Below are 18929 nucleotides of genomic sequence, written 5' to 3' on the forward strand. Positions count from 1 at the left end.
GTCCCCGTAGCATCGGTGTCGTGACCCGGTTCCTCATCGGGCGGGTGCTCCTGCTCGTCGTCGGCCTGCTCGTGGCGAGCGTCATCATCTTCGCCACGCTCCGCGTGCTGCCCGGTGACGTCGCCCAGGTCGTCGCCGGCACGCAGTCGACCCCCGCGCAGGTGGAACAGCTCCGGCAGCAGCTCGGACTCGACCGGCCCGTCGTGGTGCAGTACCTCGACTGGATCGGTGGCGTGTTCCGCGGTGACCTCGGCCGCTCCCTGGTGACGAACGGTGCCGTCGCGCCGGAGATCGCTCAGAAGCTCGCGATCACCCTGCCGCTCGCCGCGATGTCCCTGGCGACCGCGCTGGTGATCGGCGTCCCGCTCGGGGTGATCGCCGCGGTGCTCCGTCGCCGCCCGGGTGGCGCGGTGATCGGGTTCGCGGCGCAGGCGGTCGCCGCCGTGCCCGTCGTGTGGGCCGGCATGCTCCTCGTCGCCCTGTTCGCGGTGACGCTGCACTGGCTGCCGACGCAGGGCTTCCCGCTCGACGGCTGGTCGGAACCCGGGCGGGCGTTCGCGTCGCTCGTGCTGCCCGCGCTGACGATCGGTGCGGTCGAGGGCGCCGTGATCCTCCGGTTCACCCGGTCCGCGACGCTCTCCGTCCTCGATGCCGACCACCTGCGCACCGCCGCCGCCGTCGGCCTCACCCGCACGCAGGCGCTGCTCCGCCACGGTCTGCCGAGCGTCGCCCTCACGGTGCTCGCCGTGCTCGGCGTCCAGATCGCCGGGCTGCTCGTCGGAGCCGTCGTCGTCGAGCAGCTGTTCTCCCTGCCCGGGGTGGGCCGGATGCTCGTGACCGACGTCGGCCGCCGCGACATCACGAAGGTGCAGTCGGAACTGCTCGTGCTCACCGGACTCGTGCTGCTCGTCGGGTTCGCCGTCGACGTCGTGCACCGCACCCTCGACCCCCGACAGCGCGAGGTGCAGGGATGATCCGCCGCCTGGTGTCCCGGCCGACCGGGGTCTTCGCCGTCGTCGTGCTCGGCCTGCTGCTCGTGCTCGCCGCCGTGTCACTCGTCTGGACACCGCAGAACCCGTTCCGCGCCGACCCGTTCCACCAGTGGGAGGGGCCGAGCGCCGCGCACTGGTTCGGCACCGACGCCGCCGGCCGGGACATCGCGAGCTACCTGCTCGCCGGCACCCGCACCACCGTGCTCGTCGCGGTCGGTTCCGGGGTGATCGCGAGCGTCGTCGGCATCGTCCTCACCGCGATCGGGTCGCTCACCGCCCGCTGGGTGCGCGAGGGCACCGCGGTCCTGCTCGACATCCTGGTGGCGTTCCCGACCCTGCTCACCGCGATGCTCCTGACCGCGGTGTTCGGCGGGTCGCTCGGCGTCGTGATCGTCAGCGTCGGGCTGTCCTTCGGCGTGACGATCGCCCGCGTGGCCCGCGGTGAGATCCGCCGGATCGCCCGGAGCGACTACGTCACGGCGGCCCGGGCGTCCGGCGTCGGCGGTGCCGGGGTGCTCTTCCGTCACCTGGTGCCGAACGCGGCGCCGCTGTTCACCGTGCAGCTTTCGCTCGCGATGGCCACGGCCGTGCTCGCCGAGGCCGGGCTGTCCTACCTGGGCTACGGCGCCGGATCGGACACCGCTTCGTGGGGCAGCCTGCTGTCCGACCTGCAGACCTACATCGGGGTCCACCCGTGGAGTGCGACCTGGCCGGGAGCCGCCATCGCCCTCGTCGTCGCGGCACTGTCGTTGCTCGGCGACGCGGTGCGTGACGCCTCGGACCCGCGGCTGACGACGAGCGACCGGACCGATCCCGGCACGACCACGCCGGGGGTGACCGCATGACCGACCACGCAGCCAACACCGACGCAGCCGGCACCGCCCACGCCACCGCAGCCTACGGGCTCGAGGTGCGCGGGTTGTCGGTCCGCATCACGGGGCGGACGATCCTCGACGACGTCAGCTTCACCGTGCCTCCCGGCCAGCGCGTCGGCGTGATCGGCGCGAGCGGATCCGGAAAGTCGATGACCTCGCTCGCCCTGATGGGCCTGGAGCCCACCGGCGCCGTCGTGACCGGCAGCGTCCGCCTGGACGGCACCGAACTCGTCGGCCTGCCCGACCGCGAGCGCGCGCGACACCGCGGATCGGGCATCGCGATGGTGTTCCAGGAGCCGGGCACAGCGCTCGACCCGCTGCGACGGGTCGGCGCGCAGATCGCGGAGCCGCTCCGGCTGCACCGCGGGCTCGACCGGCGTGCGGCCCGCGCGGCAGCGGTCGACCTGGCGGCGTCCGTGGGCCTCCCCGACCCGGAGTCGCTGCTGCGGCAGTACCCGCACCAGCTGTCCGGCGGGCAGCGGCAGCGGATCTGCATCGCGATGGCGATGGCGGGCGAGCCGTCGTACCTGGTGGCCGACGAACCGACCACGGCGCTCGACGTCACCACGGAGGCCCGCATCCTCGACCTGTTCGAGCACCTGCCGGCGGGCATGGTGTTCGTCACCCACGACCTCGCCGTGCTCGCGCGCATCGCCGACACCGCGGTCGTCCTCGACGCCGGTCGGGTGGTCGAGCAGGGCCGCGTCGCGGACCTGCTCGCCGCACCGCAGCACCCCGCCACCGCCGCGCTCGTCGACGCCGCACGTGCCACCGCCAGGAGGACCGCCCCGTGACCCTCCCCGTCCTCGAGGCCGCCGGTCTCCACCGCACCTACCGACTCCCCCGCCGCGGCCCGTTCGAGCCCGGTCCGGTCCGCACCGCGGTCGACGGCGTCGACCTGACGGTCGCCCCCGGCGCACGGCTCGGCATCGTCGGCGAATCGGGATCCGGCAAGTCCACGCTGGTCCGGTTGCTCGCCGGCCTGGAGGCCCCTTCCGCCGGCACCGTCGCCGCCTCCGGCCGTCCGGTGGTCGCGTCCCGGTCCGCGCGGGCGTTGCGCTGGTTCCGTCGCGAGACCGGGGTGGTGTTCCAGGACCCGTACGCGTCCCTCGACCCGCGGATGCGCGTCGGGGCGATCGTGGCCGAGCCGTTGCGGGCCCTGCAGGTCCCGGGCTCGCACGACGACCTGGTCCGTGCCGTGCTGGAGCGCGTCGACCTGCCCGCCGACACGGTCGACCGATACCCGCACGAGTTCTCCGGCGGGCAGCGACAGCGGATCGCGATCGCCCGGGCCGTGGTGCACTCGCCCCGGATCCTGTTCGGCGACGAGCCGATGAGCGCCCTCGACGTGGTGGTCCGGGCCCGGGTGATCGAGCTGTTCCGGTCGCTCGCTGACGATCTCGGGCTGACGCTCGTGCTGGTGTCCCATGACATCGGCGTCGTGCAGCGGTTGTGCGACACCGTCGCGGTGATGTCCGACGGCCGGATCGTCGAGCACGGGCCGGTGTCGCTCCTCGACGATCCGCAGCACCCGGTGACGCGGGCGCTGGTGTCGGCGGCACCGACGCTGCCGTAGGGCGGCCGGCGCGGCCCGGGGCGAACGTGGGGGTGCCGACGCGGAGCGACACCGTCGACGTCGTACGACGACGACTCCGTCGCACCTCCCGCCGCGCCCACCGAGTCCGGCGTCCTGAGCCGACGGTGCACGCCGCCCGGGTAGACGGGATCCATGAGCGGCGACCTCGACCAGACCCAGGCACCCTTCCTCGACGCGCTCCGGGACTACCACGCCCGAGACCGCTACGGCTTCTCGCCACCGGGCCACCGGCAGGGCCGCGGCGTCGACGCCGACACCCTGGCCGTGCTCGGCAAGGACCCGTTCCGCGCCGACGTGCTCGCCAGCGGCGGACTCGACGACCGGAAGTCCTCGAACGGGTACCTGACCACCGCGGAGTTCCTGATGGCCGAGGCCGTCGGTGCCGACACGGTCTTCTTCTCGACGTGCGGGAGCTCCCTGTCGGTGAAGGCGGCGATGCTCGCGGTCGCCGGCGTCGAGGGCGGGATCCTGGTCAGGCGTGACGCGCACAAGTCGGTGACCGCCGGCCTGGTGTTCTCCGGGCTGCAGCCGTACTGGGTGGAGCCGCGACTCGACCGTGACCAGGGGATCTCCCACCCGCCGTCGCCCGCCGACTACGCCGCGGTGTGGGACGAGCACCCGGACGCCGCCGCCGCACTCGTGGTCAGCCCGACCCCGTACGGCACCTGTGCGGACATCGCCGGCATCGCGGCGGTGTGCCACGAGCGCGGCAAGCCCCTCATCGTCGACGAGGCCTGGGGTGCGCACCTGCCCTTCTCCGAGCAGCTGCCCTCGTGGGCGATGGACGCCGGCGCCGACGTCTGCGTGACGAGCGTGCACAAGATGGGCCTCGGCTTCGAGCAGGGGTCCGTGCTGCACCTCCGTGGCGACCTCGTCGACCACGACCACCTGTGGTCCTGCGCGGACATGCTCATGACGACGAGCCCGAACGTGCTCGTCTACGCGGGCATGGACGGCTGGCGTCGGCACATGATGCGCGACGGCACTGGGCTGATCGCGCGGACCATCGTGCTCGCCGAGCAGACCCGGCAGCGCATCGAGGCGATCGACGGCATCCACGTCCTGCACGACGAGCTGCTCGGGGCGGAGGCATCGCACCAGCTCGACCCGATGCGCATGCTGCTCGACGTCGAAGCGCTCGGGATCACCGGGTACCAGGCGCACGACTGGGTCCGCGAACACCACCGGCTCGACCTCGGGCTCTCCGACCACCGGCACCTCGGCATCGACGTGTCGCTGGCTGACGACGACTTCACCACCGACCGGCTCGTGCACGCCCTGCAGTCGCTCGCCGTGGCGGCACCGGACCTGCCGCAGACGCCGCCGGTCCGCATCCCGGAACCGTCGGGCCTGCTGCTCGAGTCGGTGATGACACCCCGCGACGCCTTCTTCGGCGCGGTCGAGCTCGTGCCCGCCGACCAGGCAGCGGGGCGGATCGCGGCCGAGCAGGCGACCCCGTACCCGCCCGGGATCCCGGCGTACGTGCCCGGAGAGCGGCTGACGGCCGAGGTGATCGACTACCTGCGCAGCGGGCTCGAGGCCGGGATGGTCATTCCGGACCCCACCGACGGGAGCCTCGGCGTGATCCGGGTGGTGCGGGAGACGAGCTGAGCGGGCGCACGAGCGCTGCGACATTCCACGCGTCGTTCGACTGGTGGTCTGTCGGAGAACGCGTGTTTGTGGGACCCGGCCCCGGGCCTCCCGTCAGGCGGTCCAGGCGGCCGGGTGCCGCCGCTGCCAGCGCAACCGGCGCTCGAGCTGCGCGCCGATCGCGAGCAGGACGCGCTCGCCGCCGGGGCGTCCGATCAGCTGCACGCCCATCGGCAGCCCGCCACCGTCAGGGTGGTCGTCGTCGGTCACGCCGACGGGCAGGGTGATCGCGGGGAGCCCGGACACGTTCGCCATCGACGTCCACGGCGAGTAGGCGCACTGGCGGCGGAAGTCCTCGTCCGGGTCGTCGCCGTACCAGCCGAGGGGCCGCGGCGTCATCGCGAGGGTCGGTGTGAGCACCGCGTCGAACCGGTCGAAGGCACCGATGAGCGTTGTCGAGAAGGCGTCGAGCGTCGTCATCGCGTCGAGGACCTGCGTGCCGGACAGTGCTTGTCCGCGGGCCACGAGCCACGCCACGAGCGGGGTCAGCGACGTCGGGTCGATGCCGGGCACCTGCGGCAGGCGGGCGGCGGAGCTCGCCCACGCCACCCGGAAGGCGTCGGCGTACGGCACCCGGGGCATCCGGACGTCCTCGACGCCGTGCCCGACCTCGCCGAGCACCCGCACGGCGGTCTCCACGGTGGCCCGGGCCGCGGGGTCGACGACCACGTCGACGGTGTCGTCCCACGGCGACCCCTCGAGCACCCCGACGACGAACCGGCCCTCGCCGCGGACGGCTGCCGCGGTGAACGGCCCCTCGCCGACGTCGGGGGTGACGAGGGCGTAGGGCGACGGCTCCGGCAGCCCGGTCGGCGCGACCAGCGCGTCGAGCAGCATGCCCGCGTCGGCGACGGAGCGGGTGAGCGGCCCGGCCACGGACAGGCCGCCGACGCCGGAGCGGCCGGGCATCGACGGCACGCGGCCGCGGCTCGGCTTCAGCCCGACGAGTCCGGTCGCCGCGGCGGGGATCCGCACCGATCCGCCGCCGTCCGACCCGACCGCGGCCGGCAGCAGTCCGGCGGCGACGGCGACGGCCGCACCGCTCGACGACCCGCCCGGCGCGCGCGCGGTGTCGTAGGGGTTCCGCGTCACGCCGAGCCGGGTCTCGGACGACGAGGACATGCCGAACTCCGGTGTCGCGGTCTTGCCGAGGCTGACGGTGCCGGCCGCGTCGAGCGCGGCGACGAGCGGGTGGTCGGCCGACGCGGGCCGCTCCGGCAGGCTCGCGGTGCCGTTCCGCGTGGGGACCCCGGCGCGGTCGTACAGGTCCTTGTCGGCGGACGGGAGGCCCCACAACGGTCTCGACGTCGGCACCAGGTGACCGAGGCGATCGGCTCGGGCCCGGGCCGCGTCCGCGGTGACCGTCACGAAGGCGCCGAGTCCGGCGTCCAGGCGTTCCACGCGGGCCAGGTAGTGCTCGGTGACCTCGAGGGCGGTCGCCTCGCCCCGGCGGATCCAGTCCCAGAGTTCCTGTGCGGAGAGGTGGTGGAGTTCGAACACGGCTCCGAGCCTAGGCGGCGGTGGCCCGTGCGTGCCCGGCCGGTGCGGCGGTGGCCCGTATCCTTCGACGGTGGACACCACTCTCCCCTCCGGCACGACGAAGCGCCGGATCGAACTCCGGCTCGTCCGGCCCCTGTTCGCCTGGTTCGCCCGGCCGACCGTCACCGTCGACGGGGTGGGGCACCCGGCCCAGTGGGGCACCGGCACGTGGGCGGTGCCGGACGACGGCGACACGGTGATCGGCGTGTACCTGTTCAACCGCGCGTGGCGGTTCGGGGCGGCCTCGGTGTCGGTCGGCGGCGCGACGGCGCTCGAGTACCGGAGCGGGCTGCTGCCGGTGGGTGCGGGTCGACTGGCGCCCAGGGGCTGAGGGTCACGCCGGGGGTGCCGCTTCCGCGTGGGACGATGGGCGCATGACCGCCACGCTCGTCGCCAAGGGCCTGTCCGGCGGGTACGCCGCTCGCACGCTGTTCGACTCCCTCGACCTGACGGTGGCGCCGGGCGACGTGATCGGGGTCGTCGGCGTGAACGGTGCCGGCAAGTCCACGCTGCTCCGGCTGCTGGCCGGGGTCGACGAGCCGCTGGCGGGCACGGTGTCCCTGGCGCCGACGGATGCGTTCGTGGGGTGGCTCCCCCAGGAGCACGAGCGCATCGCTGGCGAGACCGTCGCGGCGTACCTCGGGCGGCGGACCGGCTGCACCGAGGCGACCGCGACGATGGACGCAGCGGCGGCGGCGCTCGGGGACCCCGACGCCGGCGACGCAGCGGCCGACCGGTACTCGGCGGCGCTCGACCGCTGGCTCGCCGCGGGGGCCGCGGACCTGGAGGACCGGATCCCGGCGGTGCTCGCCGACCTCGGCCTCGAACCCGGCACCGGCGACTCCGGTGCGGACGGCGTCGGCCCGGACTCCCTGATGACCGCGCTGTCCGGCGGGCAGGTCGCCCGCGTCGGGCTCGCCGCGCTGCTGCTCTCGCGGTTCGACATCGTCCTGCTCGACGAGCCGACCAACGACCTCGACCTGGACGGCCTCGACCGGCTCGAGGCGTTCGTGCGCGGGCTACGCGGCGGGGTGGTGCTCGTCAGCCACGACCGTGAGTTCCTGGCGCGCTCGGTGACCTCGGTGCTCGAGCTCGACCTGGCGCAGTCGTCGAACCGGCTGTTCGGCGGCGGGTACGACTCGTTCCTCGAGGAGCGCGAGATCGCCCGGCAGCACAAGCGTGACGCGTACGACGAGTTCGCGTCGACGAAGGCCGACCTGGTCTCGCGGGCACGGACGCAGCGCGAGTGGTCGAGCCAGGGTGTCCGGAACGCCATGAAGAAGAGCCCGGACAACGACAAGATCCGCCGCCGTGCCGCCTCGGAGTCGAGCGAGAAACAGGCGCAGAAGGTCCGGCAGATGGAGTCCCGCATCGCCCGGCTCGACGAGGTCGAGGAGCCGCGCAAGGAGTGGCAGCTCGAGTTCACGATCGGCAGCGCACCCAGGTCGTCGGCCGTCGTCGCGACGCTGTCGGACGCCACGTTCACCCAGGGCGACTTCACCCTCGGCCCGGTCTCGCTGCAGGTCGACGGCGGTGACCGGATCGGCATCACCGGTCCGAACGGCGCCGGCAAGTCCACCCTGCTGCGGGCACTGCTCGGCAAGCAGGCGCCGACGACGGGCACGGCCTCGCTCGGCTCGAGCGTCGCGGTCGGCGAGGTCGACCAGGCGCGTGCGGCGTTCACCGGTGACCAGCCCCTGGCAGCGGCGTTCGAGGCGATCGTGCCCGAGTACACCACCGCCGACGTCCGGACGCTGCTCGCGAAGTTCGGGCTGAAGGCGGACCACGTCGGCCGACCGGCCTCGGCGCTCTCCCCCGGCGAACGCACCCGGGCCGGGCTCGCGCTGCTGCAGGCCCGCGGGGTGAACGTGCTCGTGCTCGACGAGCCGACCAACCACCTCGACCTGACCGCGATCGAGCAGCTGGAGCAGGCGCTGGAGTCCTACGACGGGACCCTGCTGCTCGTCACACACGACCGGCGCATGCTGGAGACCGTCCGACTCGACCGGCAGTGGCGGGTCGAGGGCGGAACCGTCACCGAACGCTGACGGGTCGACCGAGGGGGCGCAGCATGCGACGCAACACCTGGATCGCGACGACCGCCGGGGTGGTGGTGCTCGCCGTCGCCGCCGTCGTGGTGGGGGCGACCGTCGGGTCACCGGCGCCGGAGCCGACCCGGGCGGCACGGGCGACGACGACACCGACCCCGAGCGCCACGCCGACGCCGACGCTCGCGGCCGTCCCCGCTGCACCGTCGGACGCGACCCTGGCCGCGCTGCCGTTGGCGTTCCACGACGCCGTCGTGCCGCAGTTGCTCGACGGCGGGGACGTGGAGCCCGAGGACACCTGGCAGATCGCGACCCCGCGCACGCCGCTCGTCGCCCTGTACGCGAGCCCGTCCAGCCGCGCCCGACCGGTGGCGACCCTGTCCCACCTGGTGTCGACGATCAACCGACCCGCGGCGACCGCGGTGTGGGGTCGCTCCCCCGGCCGGGACGGCGGGATGCTCCTGGTGTCGACTCCGTCCCGCAACCGCACCCCCGGTGACGGCGGCGACCCGGACGCGCCGAGCGCGACGTTCGCCTGGGCCCGGGCGTCCGACTTCACCGTGACGCGGACCGACCGGATGATCCGGGTCGACGTCGCCGCCAGCACGGTGTCCGTCGTCACCCGGACTGGCGAGGTCACCGCGACCGAGGCCGGCCGGCTCGGGACGCCCGAGGACCCCACACCGGTCGACACCGCCACCTACGTCGAGGCGGCGTACGTCGACACCCGCGTCGCGTACACGCAGGGCAACCCGATCATCCTGACCGGGGCGCACTCGTCCCGGATCCCGTCGTACGGCGGCAACGCCGCACTGACCGCGTTGCACTACTACCCGGACCCGACCGGCAGCTCGCACGGCTGCGTCCGGATCTCGGCGGAGATGACCCGGACCCTCGCCGCGCTGCCCGTCGGCACGCCGATCCGGTTCAGCTGAGACCGGGTCAGTGGAAGGGGCAGCGGCCCCGGACCTCGCCACCCGAGGCCGGCTTCGTCGGCAGCCGGCGGCGGTCCACCTGCAGCCCGTCGTCGAGGATCGTCAGCCGTGGGTCGCTCAGCACCGAGACCGCGGCCGCGAGCGCGGCGACGGCGACCTTCTCGCCGGGGCACCGGTGTCCCGTGGCGACGTCGGCGCCGCCGTGCGGGACGAACGTCGTGATCGCCTCGGAGTCGTCCACGCCGAGGAACCGCGACGGGTCGAAGTCGCCCGCACGGTCCCACGAGCGCTCGTCGGTGTCGGTCCCGGTGATGTCGAGCACCACGCGCCCGCCGGCGGGCAGGTGCTCGCCGTCGAGCTCGACGTCCGTGGTGGCCCAGGCGGGCAGCATCGGCACGAACGGCGCCGTCCGGCGGATCTCCTGCGCGAAGGCGACGGCGAGCGGGCCGTCGACGCGCGGCCCGTCGACGCGCGGCCCGTCCGCGGTGTCGGCCGCCCCGCTCTCGGCGGCGATCCGTGCCCGCCACTCCGGCCGGTCGTGCAGCTCCTTCGCCGCGAACGCCACGAACCGGGCCACCGCGATGGCCGGCCGGATGCTGTTCTGCAGTTCGATGCCGGCCAGCCGCGCCGGCAGCAGCGCCCCGGAGGGGTCCCGGTGCCACGCCCACTCGTGCAGGGCGGTGTGCGGCTCGGGGGCCAACCGGCCACCACGCACGGCCTCGACCAGCCGCCGGGCGTGCCGGTCCGACCAGTGCCGGTTCAGGACGGCCTGCAGGTACTCCGGTGAGTAGGGCACCCCGAAGCCGTCGACGACCTGGGCGAGCCGTGCCGCCCACCGGGTCTTCGCCGCCGGCGTCCCCGGCAGTCCGGCCCACCGCATGACCGCACGGCCGATCGCGCCGACGGCAGCGTCGTACGCCGACCGGGTGCCGCCGGCGAGCCACGCGTCGCGTTCGGTCGCCCACTCCCGGGTCAGCAGGGGTGCGAGCCGCCGGACCTGCTCGTCCTCGTACGCGACGTCGACGAAGGTCGCCTTGCGGTGGTGGTGCTCCGCCCCGTCGAGGCTGTGCACCGACCCGACACCGAACAGCGTCCGCTGCACGATCGCCGGCATCGCGCCGTGGCGTGCCGTGCGGTCGCCGTCGTAGAACAGCCCGACGCCCTCGGCGCCACGCACGAGCAGCGCCGGACGTCCGAGCAGTCGGAAGCCCACCGCTCGCGCCCCCGGACGGGTCCGGCGCCACAGGTGGGCACCGAACCCGTAGCCGCGGGTCAGGAGCGAGAGGGAGTCGTCGATCGCCATGCCGCCATGCTGCCGAGCGCCACCCGATCAGGCTCTCGGGATCCGGACCAGTCCGAGCCGCGCCACGACCTCGGCGCTCTCCGCTTCGGGGGTGCGGTCGGCGGCGATCGTCACGTGGGCCTCGTCGGGTTGCGGCGGCTCGAGCGTGGCGAGCTGCGACTGCAGCAGCGACGTCGGCATGAAGTGCCCGGAACGCTCGGACATCCGCTCCTCGATGAGCGCACCGTCACCGGCCACGTGCACGAACACCACCCCGGGGGCCCGCAGCACGTCGCGGTACGAGCGCTTCAGGGCCGAGCAGGTCACGACGCCGTTCGTGCCGGCGTCCAGGTGTCCGCGGATCCAGCCGGCGACGACGTCGAGCCACGGCCAGCGGTCCTCGTCGGTGAGCGGGGTGCCGGCGTGCATCTTGTCGACGTTCGCCTGTGGGTGCATCGCGTCGCCCTCGGCGAACTCCCACCCGATCTGCTCCGCCACCATGGCGGCGACGGTCGACTTGCCGGACCCGGAGACCCCCATCACCACCAGGACACGTGCGTCCAGCCCGGTGTCGGCCGCCCCGGCAGCATCGGCCGCACCGAGGTCTGCTGCGCCGCTCATCGGATGAACACCCCGGCCAGCAGGACCCCGACCAGACCGAACACCGAGATGAGGCACTCGAGCACCGTCCACGTCTTGAACGTCTGCCCCACCGTGGTGCCAAGGTACCCCTTCACCAGCCAGAACCCGGCGTCGTTGACGTGCGACAGGAACACCGACCCGGCTCCGATCGCGAGCACGAGCAGCGACGTCATCGGGGTCGACAGGTCGGCGGCGATCGGTGCCATGATGCCGGCGGCGGTCACGGTGGCGACCGTGGCGGACCCGGTCGCCACGCGGACCAGGGCCGAGACGACCCAGGCGACGAGCAGCACCGAGACGCCGGAGTCCTTGACGGCGTCGGCGATCACGCCGCCGATCCCGGTGTCGATGAGCACCTGCTTGAAGCCACCGCCGGCGCCGACGATGAGCAGCACCCCGGCGATCGGGGGCAGCGCGCTCTCGAGCGACTTCGACACGGCCGAGCGGTCCATGCCACCGCCGATCGCGAAGAAGACCATCGCGTAGACGGCCGCGATGCCGATGGCGATCATCGGCGAACCGAGGAAGTCGAGCAGGCTCACCCACGAGCCGGCGGCGTCGGGGGCGGTGGCCTCACGGATCGCCTGGGCGAGCATGAGCACGACCGGCAGCAGGATGCCGACCAGGGCGACGGTGAACGACGGGCTGCGCGGCTCGCTGATGACGCGCGTGAAGTCGCTCTTGCCGTTGGGCAGGGACGCGGTGTCCTGCGTGACGGGGCCGCGCCGGGCCTGGCGTCCGGGGTGTGCCGGGTCGTCCACGAACGCGGCGGACCCGGAACCCGAACCCGACCCCGGGCCGGCGGTGGCGACCGCCCCGCGCGACCCGAACATGTCGGGGACGGGGATGTCGACCCAGCGGGCCGCGAACCGGGCGAAGAGCGGCCCGGCCAGGATGATCACCGGGATCGCCAGCACGATGCCGAAGGCGAGCGTGGTGCCGAGGTTCGCACCGACGGTGGAGATCGCGACGAGCGGGCCGGGGTGCGGCGGGACGAACGCGTGCATCGTCGACAGGCCGACCAGGGCGGGGACGGCGATCTTCATGATCGGCACCTCGCTCCGCTTGGCGACCAGCACGATGATGGGGATGAGCAGGACGAGGCCGACCTCGAAGAACATCGGCAACCCGATGAGCGCCCCGATCAGGGCCATCGTCCACGGCAGCGCCGCCTTCGGCGACTTCCGCACCAGGGTGTCCACGACACGGTCCGCTGCACCCGAGTCGACGAGCATCTTGCCGAACATCGCCCCCAGCCCGACCAGGATGCCGACGCTCGTCATGGTCGCGCCGAAGCCGTCGCCGAAGCTCGTGACCGCCTTGTCCGGCGCGAGGCCTGCGCCGATCCCGACGCCGAGCGCACCGATCGTGAGCGCGATGAACGGGTGCACCTTGAGCCAGGTGATGAGCGCGATGATCACCACGATGCCGACGAGCGCCGCGATGATCAGCTGCGGGATGGAACCGGACGGGTCGACCGTCTCGGTGGTGCCACCCGCGGCGAGCAGGTGGTCCGGGAGAGCGTGAGGCATCAGCACCCCTTCCTGGAGTCGCTGCTGCGCGGCTCCGTCGCCTTCGTGTCGAGGGTGGGCTGGCGCGACGAACGCCGACCCTCAATAATCTGATTAATCAGACTATACGACGTCGTCCCGCGCGCCGACCGCCCGTCTCCGGAGTCTGCCGCTTCGATGGGACCGGTGTCACGGCGACCGCGTGACCCGTACTGCACGGAGGAAACGATGCCCACCGCACGCGGACTGCACGCCCACGTGCTCGACACCCTGGGCCAGCGGATCGTCGACGGCGACCTGGCCACGGGCGCCGTCGTCCGACCCGAACTGGTGGCCGACGAGTTCGGGGTGTCCCGCTCGGTCGTCCGCGAGGCCCTGCGCGTCCTGCAGTCCCTCGGCCTGGTCGAGCCCCGGCAGCGGGTCGGTACGCTCGTCCGCGACATCACCGCGTGGGAGCTGCTCGCCCCCACCGTGATCCGGTGGCGCGGCGGATCCCCCGCGTACTTCGTGCAGCAGCGGGAGCTCGTCGAACTCCGGCTCGGCGTCGAACCGGTCGCGGCGTCCCTGACCGCCGGCTCCGAGGGCGCGGACGCCGTGCTCGCAGCCGCCGAGGACATGCTCGACGCCTGCGGACGCGAGGACAGCCGCGCCTACCTGGAGGCCGACGTCCGCTTCCACCGTGCACTGCTCACCGGGTCGGGGAACGCCGTGTTCGCGCACTTCGCCGGCACGGTCGAGGCCCTCCTGCGCACCCGCACGTCGGAGTCGCGCGACCCCATCACGCGCTGGACGCGCGAGGCGGCGCTCCGGCACGAGGCCGTCGGGCGCGCAGCGGTCGACGGTGACGCGGACGCCGCGGCGGCGGCGGCCACCGCGCTGCTCCGCGTGACGCGCGACGAGTTCATCACCGAGGCCCCGGCGGGCTGACCCGGCCACGGCGGTCCGACGCGACCCGGAGACGGCCTGGAGGCGCGTGCCGGGCCCGCCACGGGCCTCCCGTCCGCACTGCCCACGTTCTCGTGCGTGACGCGCGTCGACCGCGTCGGGTCCGTCAGCGTCGTCGTGCGAACAGCCGCGGGCCGCGCAGGCGGAGCCGCATCGTGACGGTGCCGAGCCAGCGGTCGTACTTGTAGCCGACCTTCCCCATCCGGCCGACCTCCTCGAAGCCGAGCCGCTCGTGCAGCCGGATCGACGCCTCGGCCTGGCGGTCCGCGATGACGGCGACGACCTCGCGCACGCCGGCCGACCGGCACTCGTCGAGCAGCGCCTCCATCAGTGCGCGGCCGAGCCCCTTGCCACCGGACGCGGCGCCGAGGTAGATCGAGTCCTCGACGACGTGGTTCGAGCGGTCCCGGGGGTTCCACGCGTCGACCAGGGCGTACCCGAGGATCTGTCCGGCAGGGTTCTCCGCCACCAGGAACGGCAGGCGGCGCTTCCGGATGTCGTCGTAGCGCTTCTTCCACGCGGCGTAGGTGAACGCCGCCGGGTCGAAGGTCACCGACGAGTTGCGGACGTAATGCGTGTGGATCTCGCGCACGTGGGGCAGGTCCCCCACCTCGGCCGCACGGATGCGGTACTCGAAGGCCGTCTCGGTCGCCACGGGGGCACGCAGGTGTCGCGGCAGGACCCGCCGTCGCTGGTATTCCTCCTCGAGCACGTGCCGAGCCTACTGAGCGGGCAGCGTCCAGTCGACGGGCGGTGCGCCCTGCGACTCGAGCAGGGCGTTCACCTGCGAGAACGGGCGGCTGCCGAAGAACCCGCGCGACGCGCTGAGCGGGCTCGGGTGGGCCGACGCGACGACCGGGGTGTCACCGAGGAGCGGTCGCACCGACCCGGCCTGGGCGCCCCAGAGCACGGCGACGAGCGGGCCGCCACGGGCGACGAGGGCACGGACGGCCTGGTCGGTCACCGCCTCCCAGCCCTTGCCGCGGTGACTGCCGGCCTCGCCCGCCTGCACGGTGAGCACCCGGTTGAGCAGCAGGACGCCCTGGTCGGACCAGGCCCGCAGGTCACCGTGCTGCGGCGGCGTCACCCCGAGGTCGTCGGCGAGCTCGCGGTAGATGTTCGCCAGGCTGCGCGGCACCGGACGGACGGCCGGGTCGACCGCGAACGACAGGCCGATCGGGTGGCCGGGCGTCGGGTACGGGTCCTGCCCGACGACCAGCACCCTGACGGCGTCGAACGGGGTCGTGAAGGCACGCAGGACGTCGCCGCCAGCGGGCAGGTAGTGACGGCCCGCAGTGGTCTCGTCCCGCAGCCATGCGCCGATCCGGTGCACGTCGGGCTCCACGGGTGCGAGCGCCGACGCCCAGCCGGGGTCGACCAGGTCGGCGAGCGGCCGGGGTTCCACGTCGGCTACGCGCCCATGGTGGCGACGGCCACCGACTCCTCGCCGGCCATCACGCGCCAGACGCTGCCGGTCCCGCGGACCTCGAGCGCGCCCTCGCCGACGACGAGCGTGGTGTCCTCGTCGATCGCGAGTCCGGCGGTGACGAACTCGGCCTCGGCGCTGGCGATGAGCCGCGCGAGCGTGCCGGCCTGCACCGCGTGCACGTCGATGGTCAGGTCGACCAGGCCGAGGCCCTCGCGGAGCTCGACCTCGTCCAGGCCCTCGGACGCCGCTTCGGGGCAGATCTCGACGCCGCCGATGCGCCAGCCGCCCACCAGGGCACGGTCGGCGGCGATCATCGCACCGGCCGAGTAGCCGAGGTAGGGCAGACCGTCGGAGACGAGCAGCCGGAGCTGGTCGACGAGCGGGGCGATCGCCGCCAGGTAGTCGGGGGTGACGCCGCCGCCGACCACCAGGGCGTCGACGTCGCTCAGGACGGTGGTGTCGAAGACCTGACCGGCTGCGACCTCGGTGACGAGCACCTCGGCCGTGCGCGGGCCGCCGAGGACCTCGGCGATGTCGGCGGTCGACGACGGGCTGCCGCCGTCCGGGCCCGCCACGGAGAGCAGGGCGATGCGCGGGGTGCTCCGGCCGACCGCTGCCGAACGGGCGGTGGCCTCGGCGAGGAACGGCGCTGCGGCGTCCGAGGCGGCGAACAGACCGCCGCCGACCAGGTGGATGCTCACGACTCGGCCGTCACGGGGGCGAGGGCGCTCCACGGGAACGTGATCCAGCCGTCGACCTGACGCCACACGTGGTCGGGTTCGAGGACGGTGCCGGGCTTCGAGTACAGGCAGGCGCTCCGGACGTCGGCACCGGCGTTCCGGATGATGTCGACCACCAGGCGCAGGGTGCGGCCGGAGTCCGACACGTCGTCGACGACGAGGACCCGCTTGCCCGCCAGGCTCGGGGCGTCGAGGGCGGGGGCGAGCACGACCGGCTCCTCCAGCCGCTGCTCGACGTCGGTGTAGAACTCGACGTTGATCGAGCCGCACTCCTTGGTGCCGAGCGCGTACGCCACGGCGCCGGCGATGATCAGTCCGCCGCGGGCGACGGCGACGACGACCTCGGGCTCGAAGCCGCTGGACAGGACGTCCTTGGCGAGCAGGCGTGCGGCGTCACCGAACTCGAGCCAGCCGAGTACCTCGGGCCCGCTCGTCACGGTCACGGTGGACGGAGCCGCGGGCTCGGGTTCGCTGCTGATCGGCATCCGACCACGGTACCGGCAGGGAGCCCACGCCCGCGACCCGCGCCCGCCGCCCGGGCGCTGCGTGGGGCCGGCGCGGGTCCGGCGCGGGTTGGGCGCGGGTCGGGCGCCGTCCGCTCAGCGGGGCGTCAGCGGGCCGCGGGCCAGCTTGTGCTGCGCCGACTGCGCCACCGGCCGGATCGTCACGAGGTCGAGGTTCACGTGGGCCGGCAGCTCCACGGCGTGCACGATCGCCTCGGCGACGTCGTCGGCCACGAGCGGCTCCGGCACGTCGTCGTACACCGCGGCGGCCTTCTGCTCGTCCCCGCGGAACCGGGTGAGCGCGAACTCGTCGGTCTTCACCATGCCCGGCGCGATCTCGACGACCCGGATCGGCTCCCCGTTCAGCTCGAGCCGGAGTGCGCCGACCAGGGCGTGCTCGGCGAACTTCGCGGCGTTGTAGCCGCCACCGTTCTCGTACGCGACGAACCCGGCGGTGCTGGTGACCGTGACGATGTCCGCTCCCCCGGACGCGCGAGCGCGATCGCGCAGGTGCGGCAGCAGCGCGGAGACGACACGCTTCGTGCCGATCACGTTGACCTCGAACATGGCGCGCCAGTCGTCGACGTCGGACTCCTCGACACTCGCCGAACCGAACGCCCCACCGGCGTTGTTCACGAGCACGTCGGCGCCGCCGAGGTCCGCCACCCGCGCGGCGAGCGCCGCCACGTCGTCGGCGTCCGTGATGTCGGCGACCAGGGTCTCGGCCCCGGTCTCCGCGGCGAGCGCCTCGAGCTTCGCGGCGCGGCGGGCCACGGCGAGCACGTCCCAGCCCCGCGACCGGAACAGCCGAACGGTGGCCGCCCCGATGCCCGAGCTCGCTCCGGTGACGACTGCGCGCCGTGCTGCCATGTGATCTGCCTCCTGCGTCGGTGACCGGGGCACGTCGTGGCCCGGTCCGTCCACCGTACCGAGCGGGACGGTTCCGGCACCGCACCGGGCCGTCCAGGTCACGATCCGGTAACGTGACCGGCGATGACGACGGATGCCGCCCCTCCCGCCCCCTCGGCCCCGGCGACGCAGCTCGAACCCGGTCGAGCCCCGCGCCGGATCCCGATGTGGGACACCGCGCGGTTCGTCGCGGTCACGCTCGTGGTCATCGGGCACGCGATCCAGCGGCAGACGCCGGCGAGCGAGCACGCCCTGGCCCTCTACACGTTCATCTACGCGTTCCACATGCCGGCGTTCGGCGTGATCAGCGGCTACTTCTCGTCGGCGGACACCCCGACCGCGAAGCGGATGCGCCGGACGATCACGGACATCGTCGTGCCGTACATCATCATGCAGACGATCTGGACCGTGGTGCAGGGCCTCGTCGAGGGCGGCAAGGACTTCAACCCGACGAAGCCGACGTGGACCCTGTGGTTCCTGCTGGCCCTGGGCATCTTCAAGCTGATCCTGCCGTACCTGGCGCAGCTGCGGTGGCCACTGTTCTGGGCGGTCGTGTTCAGCATCGGCGTCGGCTACTTCGACAACGTCGACTCGACGCTCTCGCTGTCCCGCGCGATCAGCCTGCTGCCGTTCTTCCTGCTCGGGTGGCAGGTCAAGCAGTGGGGCGTCTTCGACCGCTGGTACGAGGCGTCCCGTCGCACGGTCGTCCGGGTGCGGATCGCCGCCGTCGTGGTGTTCGCCGCCTGGGCGGTGTCGTGCGCGGTCTGGATCCCGCAGTTCAAGGAGTTCGACCTGCACCACTGGTTCTTCTACGACGACTCCTACTCGGGGCTCGGCGAGGACGCCTGGTGGGCGGGTGCGGTGCGGTTCGGCCTGATGCTGCTCGCGACCCTGCTGACGGCGTCGTTCCTGGTGCTCATCCCCCGTCGGAACATCTGGATCACGCAGTTCGGCGCCGCGACGATGTACGTCTACCTGCTCCACACGTTCGTCCTCTACCCGATCCGGGAGTCCGGCGTCCTGGCCGGCGAGCACTCGGCCTGGCCGTTCGTGCTCCTCATGGTCGTCATCGCGTGCGTCGTCAGCCTCTTCCTGGCGCAGCCCTTCGTGCGGCGCGGGATGCGGTGGCTGCTCGAGCCGAAGGTCGACTGGCTGTTCCGCCGCGACGCGTGACATTGCCGCGCAAGCAGTCGTCTTCGCTGCGCTCAGTCGGCAGCGCGCGACGTCGCGGCAGGCCGCGACCGATCCCCGTGGTCGCCGCCGTCAGCCCCGGGCACCATCCTGGCCTGGAGGCGCGGGGCGGGCCCGGCGGGTGCGTTACGTCCCGAGGCG

Annotated in this window: 19 protein-coding genes; 10 read left to right on the forward strand and 9 right to left on the reverse strand. The window is 73.5% G+C overall.

Translation table 11 applies throughout. The annotated features are described in order from the left end of the window. Positions 1–20: 20 nt before the first annotated feature. The 5 genes from DEJ30_RS03275 to DEJ30_RS03295 all read left to right on the forward strand — a co-directional run bounded on the left by DEJ30_RS03275 (position 21) and on the right by DEJ30_RS03295 (position 5075). A complete protein-coding gene (locus tag DEJ30_RS03275) occupies positions 21–974 on the forward strand; it encodes an ABC transporter permease (RefSeq protein ID WP_110859030.1) in 954 nt (317 codons plus the stop codon). Further along, complete coding sequence (locus DEJ30_RS03280) at positions 971–1837, forward strand: ABC transporter permease (protein WP_110859031.1); 867 nt, start codon at positions 971–973, stop codon at positions 1835–1837. Before DEJ30_RS03275 ends, DEJ30_RS03280 begins: the two co-directional genes overlap by 4 nt. Continuing rightward, positions 1834–2661, forward strand: a complete 828-nt coding sequence (locus tag DEJ30_RS03285; protein ID WP_258369800.1) for an ABC transporter ATP-binding protein — start codon at positions 1834–1836, stop codon at positions 2659–2661. The genes DEJ30_RS03280 and DEJ30_RS03285 overlap by 4 nt, the downstream gene beginning before the upstream one ends. Continuing rightward, the gene (locus DEJ30_RS03290) at positions 2658–3443 is read left to right on the forward strand and encodes an ABC transporter ATP-binding protein (protein WP_110859032.1); all 786 of its coding nucleotides are present in this window, start codon (positions 2658–2660) and stop codon (positions 3441–3443) included. Before DEJ30_RS03285 ends, DEJ30_RS03290 begins: the two co-directional genes overlap by 4 nt. A 153-nt stretch (positions 3444–3596) precedes the next feature. Next, positions 3597–5075 (forward strand): aminotransferase class I/II-fold pyridoxal phosphate-dependent enzyme, encoded by a 1479-nt coding sequence (locus tag DEJ30_RS03295; protein WP_110859033.1) that lies wholly within the window; start codon positions 3597–3599, stop codon positions 5073–5075. Positions 5076–5168: 93 nt separating this feature from the next. On the opposite strand, the gene DEJ30_RS03300 is transcribed toward DEJ30_RS03295, so the two are convergent. After that, the gene (locus DEJ30_RS03300) at positions 5169–6614 is read right to left on the reverse strand and encodes an amidase (protein ID WP_110859034.1); all 1446 of its coding nucleotides are present in this window, start codon (positions 6612–6614) and stop codon (positions 5169–5171) included. 70 nt (positions 6615–6684) lie between these two features. Here DEJ30_RS03300 and DEJ30_RS03305 point away from each other — a divergent pair, with 70 nt between their 5' ends. The 3 genes from DEJ30_RS03305 to DEJ30_RS03315 are packed head-to-tail and all read left to right on the forward strand — an operon-like array spanning position 6685 to position 9636. Continuing rightward, the gene (locus DEJ30_RS03305; protein WP_110859035.1) at positions 6685–6984 is read left to right on the forward strand and encodes a hypothetical protein; all 300 of its coding nucleotides are present in this window, start codon (positions 6685–6687) and stop codon (positions 6982–6984) included. A 43-nt stretch (positions 6985–7027) separates the two neighbouring features. After that, positions 7028–8701 carry an ABC-F family ATP-binding cassette domain-containing protein gene (locus tag DEJ30_RS03310; RefSeq protein WP_110859036.1) on the forward strand — a complete coding sequence of 558 codons (1674 nt, stop codon included), beginning with the start codon at positions 7028–7030 and terminating at the stop codon, positions 8699–8701. A gap of 23 nt (positions 8702–8724) precedes the next feature. Next, complete coding sequence (locus DEJ30_RS03315; protein ID WP_110859037.1) at positions 8725–9636, forward strand: L,D-transpeptidase; 912 nt, start codon at positions 8725–8727, stop codon at positions 9634–9636. 7 nt (positions 9637–9643) lie between these two features. On the opposite strand, the gene DEJ30_RS03320 is transcribed toward DEJ30_RS03315, so the two are convergent. The 3 genes from DEJ30_RS03320 to DEJ30_RS03330 are packed head-to-tail and all read right to left on the reverse strand — an operon-like array spanning position 9644 to position 13092. Further along, positions 9644–10939, reverse strand: coding sequence for a cytochrome P450 (locus DEJ30_RS03320; protein ID WP_110859038.1), 1296 nt, complete (start codon positions 10937–10939; stop codon positions 9644–9646). Between the two features lie 27 nt (positions 10940–10966). Continuing rightward, the gene (locus tag DEJ30_RS03325) at positions 10967–11539 is read right to left on the reverse strand and encodes a gluconokinase (protein WP_110859039.1); all 573 of its coding nucleotides are present in this window, start codon (positions 11537–11539) and stop codon (positions 10967–10969) included. Next, positions 11536–13092, reverse strand: coding sequence for a GntP family permease (locus DEJ30_RS03330; RefSeq protein ID WP_220032924.1), 1557 nt, complete (start codon positions 13090–13092; stop codon positions 11536–11538). The genes DEJ30_RS03325 and DEJ30_RS03330 overlap by 4 nt, the downstream gene beginning before the upstream one ends. Before the next feature lie 207 nt (positions 13093–13299). Between DEJ30_RS03330 and DEJ30_RS03335 the strand changes: the two genes are divergently transcribed. Next, on the forward strand, positions 13300–13998 hold the full coding sequence (locus DEJ30_RS03335) for a FadR/GntR family transcriptional regulator (protein ID WP_181419983.1): 699 nt from the start codon (positions 13300–13302) through the stop codon (positions 13996–13998). Positions 13999–14122: 124 nt separating this feature from the next. On the opposite strand, the gene DEJ30_RS03340 is transcribed toward DEJ30_RS03335, so the two are convergent. The 5 genes from DEJ30_RS03340 to DEJ30_RS03360 all read right to left on the reverse strand — a co-directional run bounded on the left by DEJ30_RS03340 (position 14123) and on the right by DEJ30_RS03360 (position 17558). Continuing rightward, positions 14123–14728: a GNAT family N-acetyltransferase gene (locus DEJ30_RS03340; protein ID WP_110859041.1), complete on the reverse strand. Its 606-nt coding sequence runs from the start codon at positions 14726–14728 to the stop codon at positions 14123–14125. A 9-nt stretch (positions 14729–14737) separates the two neighbouring features. Continuing rightward, positions 14738–15421, reverse strand: coding sequence for a uracil-DNA glycosylase (locus tag DEJ30_RS03345; RefSeq protein WP_110859042.1), 684 nt, complete (start codon positions 15419–15421; stop codon positions 14738–14740). A gap of 5 nt (positions 15422–15426) precedes the next feature. Then, on the reverse strand, positions 15427–16146 hold the full coding sequence (locus tag DEJ30_RS03350; protein ID WP_110859043.1) for a Type 1 glutamine amidotransferase-like domain-containing protein: 720 nt from the start codon (positions 16144–16146) through the stop codon (positions 15427–15429). Then, positions 16143–16670 (reverse strand): phosphoribosyltransferase, encoded by a 528-nt coding sequence (locus DEJ30_RS03355; protein ID WP_181419984.1) that lies wholly within the window; start codon positions 16668–16670, stop codon positions 16143–16145. The genes DEJ30_RS03350 and DEJ30_RS03355 overlap by 4 nt, the downstream gene beginning before the upstream one ends. A 114-nt stretch (positions 16671–16784) precedes the next feature. Further along, positions 16785–17558 (reverse strand): SDR family oxidoreductase, encoded by a 774-nt coding sequence (locus tag DEJ30_RS03360; RefSeq protein ID WP_110859044.1) that lies wholly within the window; start codon positions 17556–17558, stop codon positions 16785–16787. A gap of 123 nt (positions 17559–17681) precedes the next feature. Here DEJ30_RS03360 and DEJ30_RS03365 point away from each other — a divergent pair, with 123 nt between their 5' ends. Further along, a complete protein-coding gene (locus tag DEJ30_RS03365; RefSeq protein ID WP_110859045.1) occupies positions 17682–18770 on the forward strand; it encodes an acyltransferase family protein in 1089 nt (362 codons plus the stop codon). Positions 18771–18929: the final 159 nt, after the last annotated feature.

Origin of the sequence: Curtobacterium sp. MCPF17_003 (assembly GCF_003224385.1) — a bacterium.
Lineage (GTDB): Bacteria > Actinomycetota > Actinomycetes > Actinomycetales > Microbacteriaceae > Curtobacterium > Curtobacterium flaccumfaciens.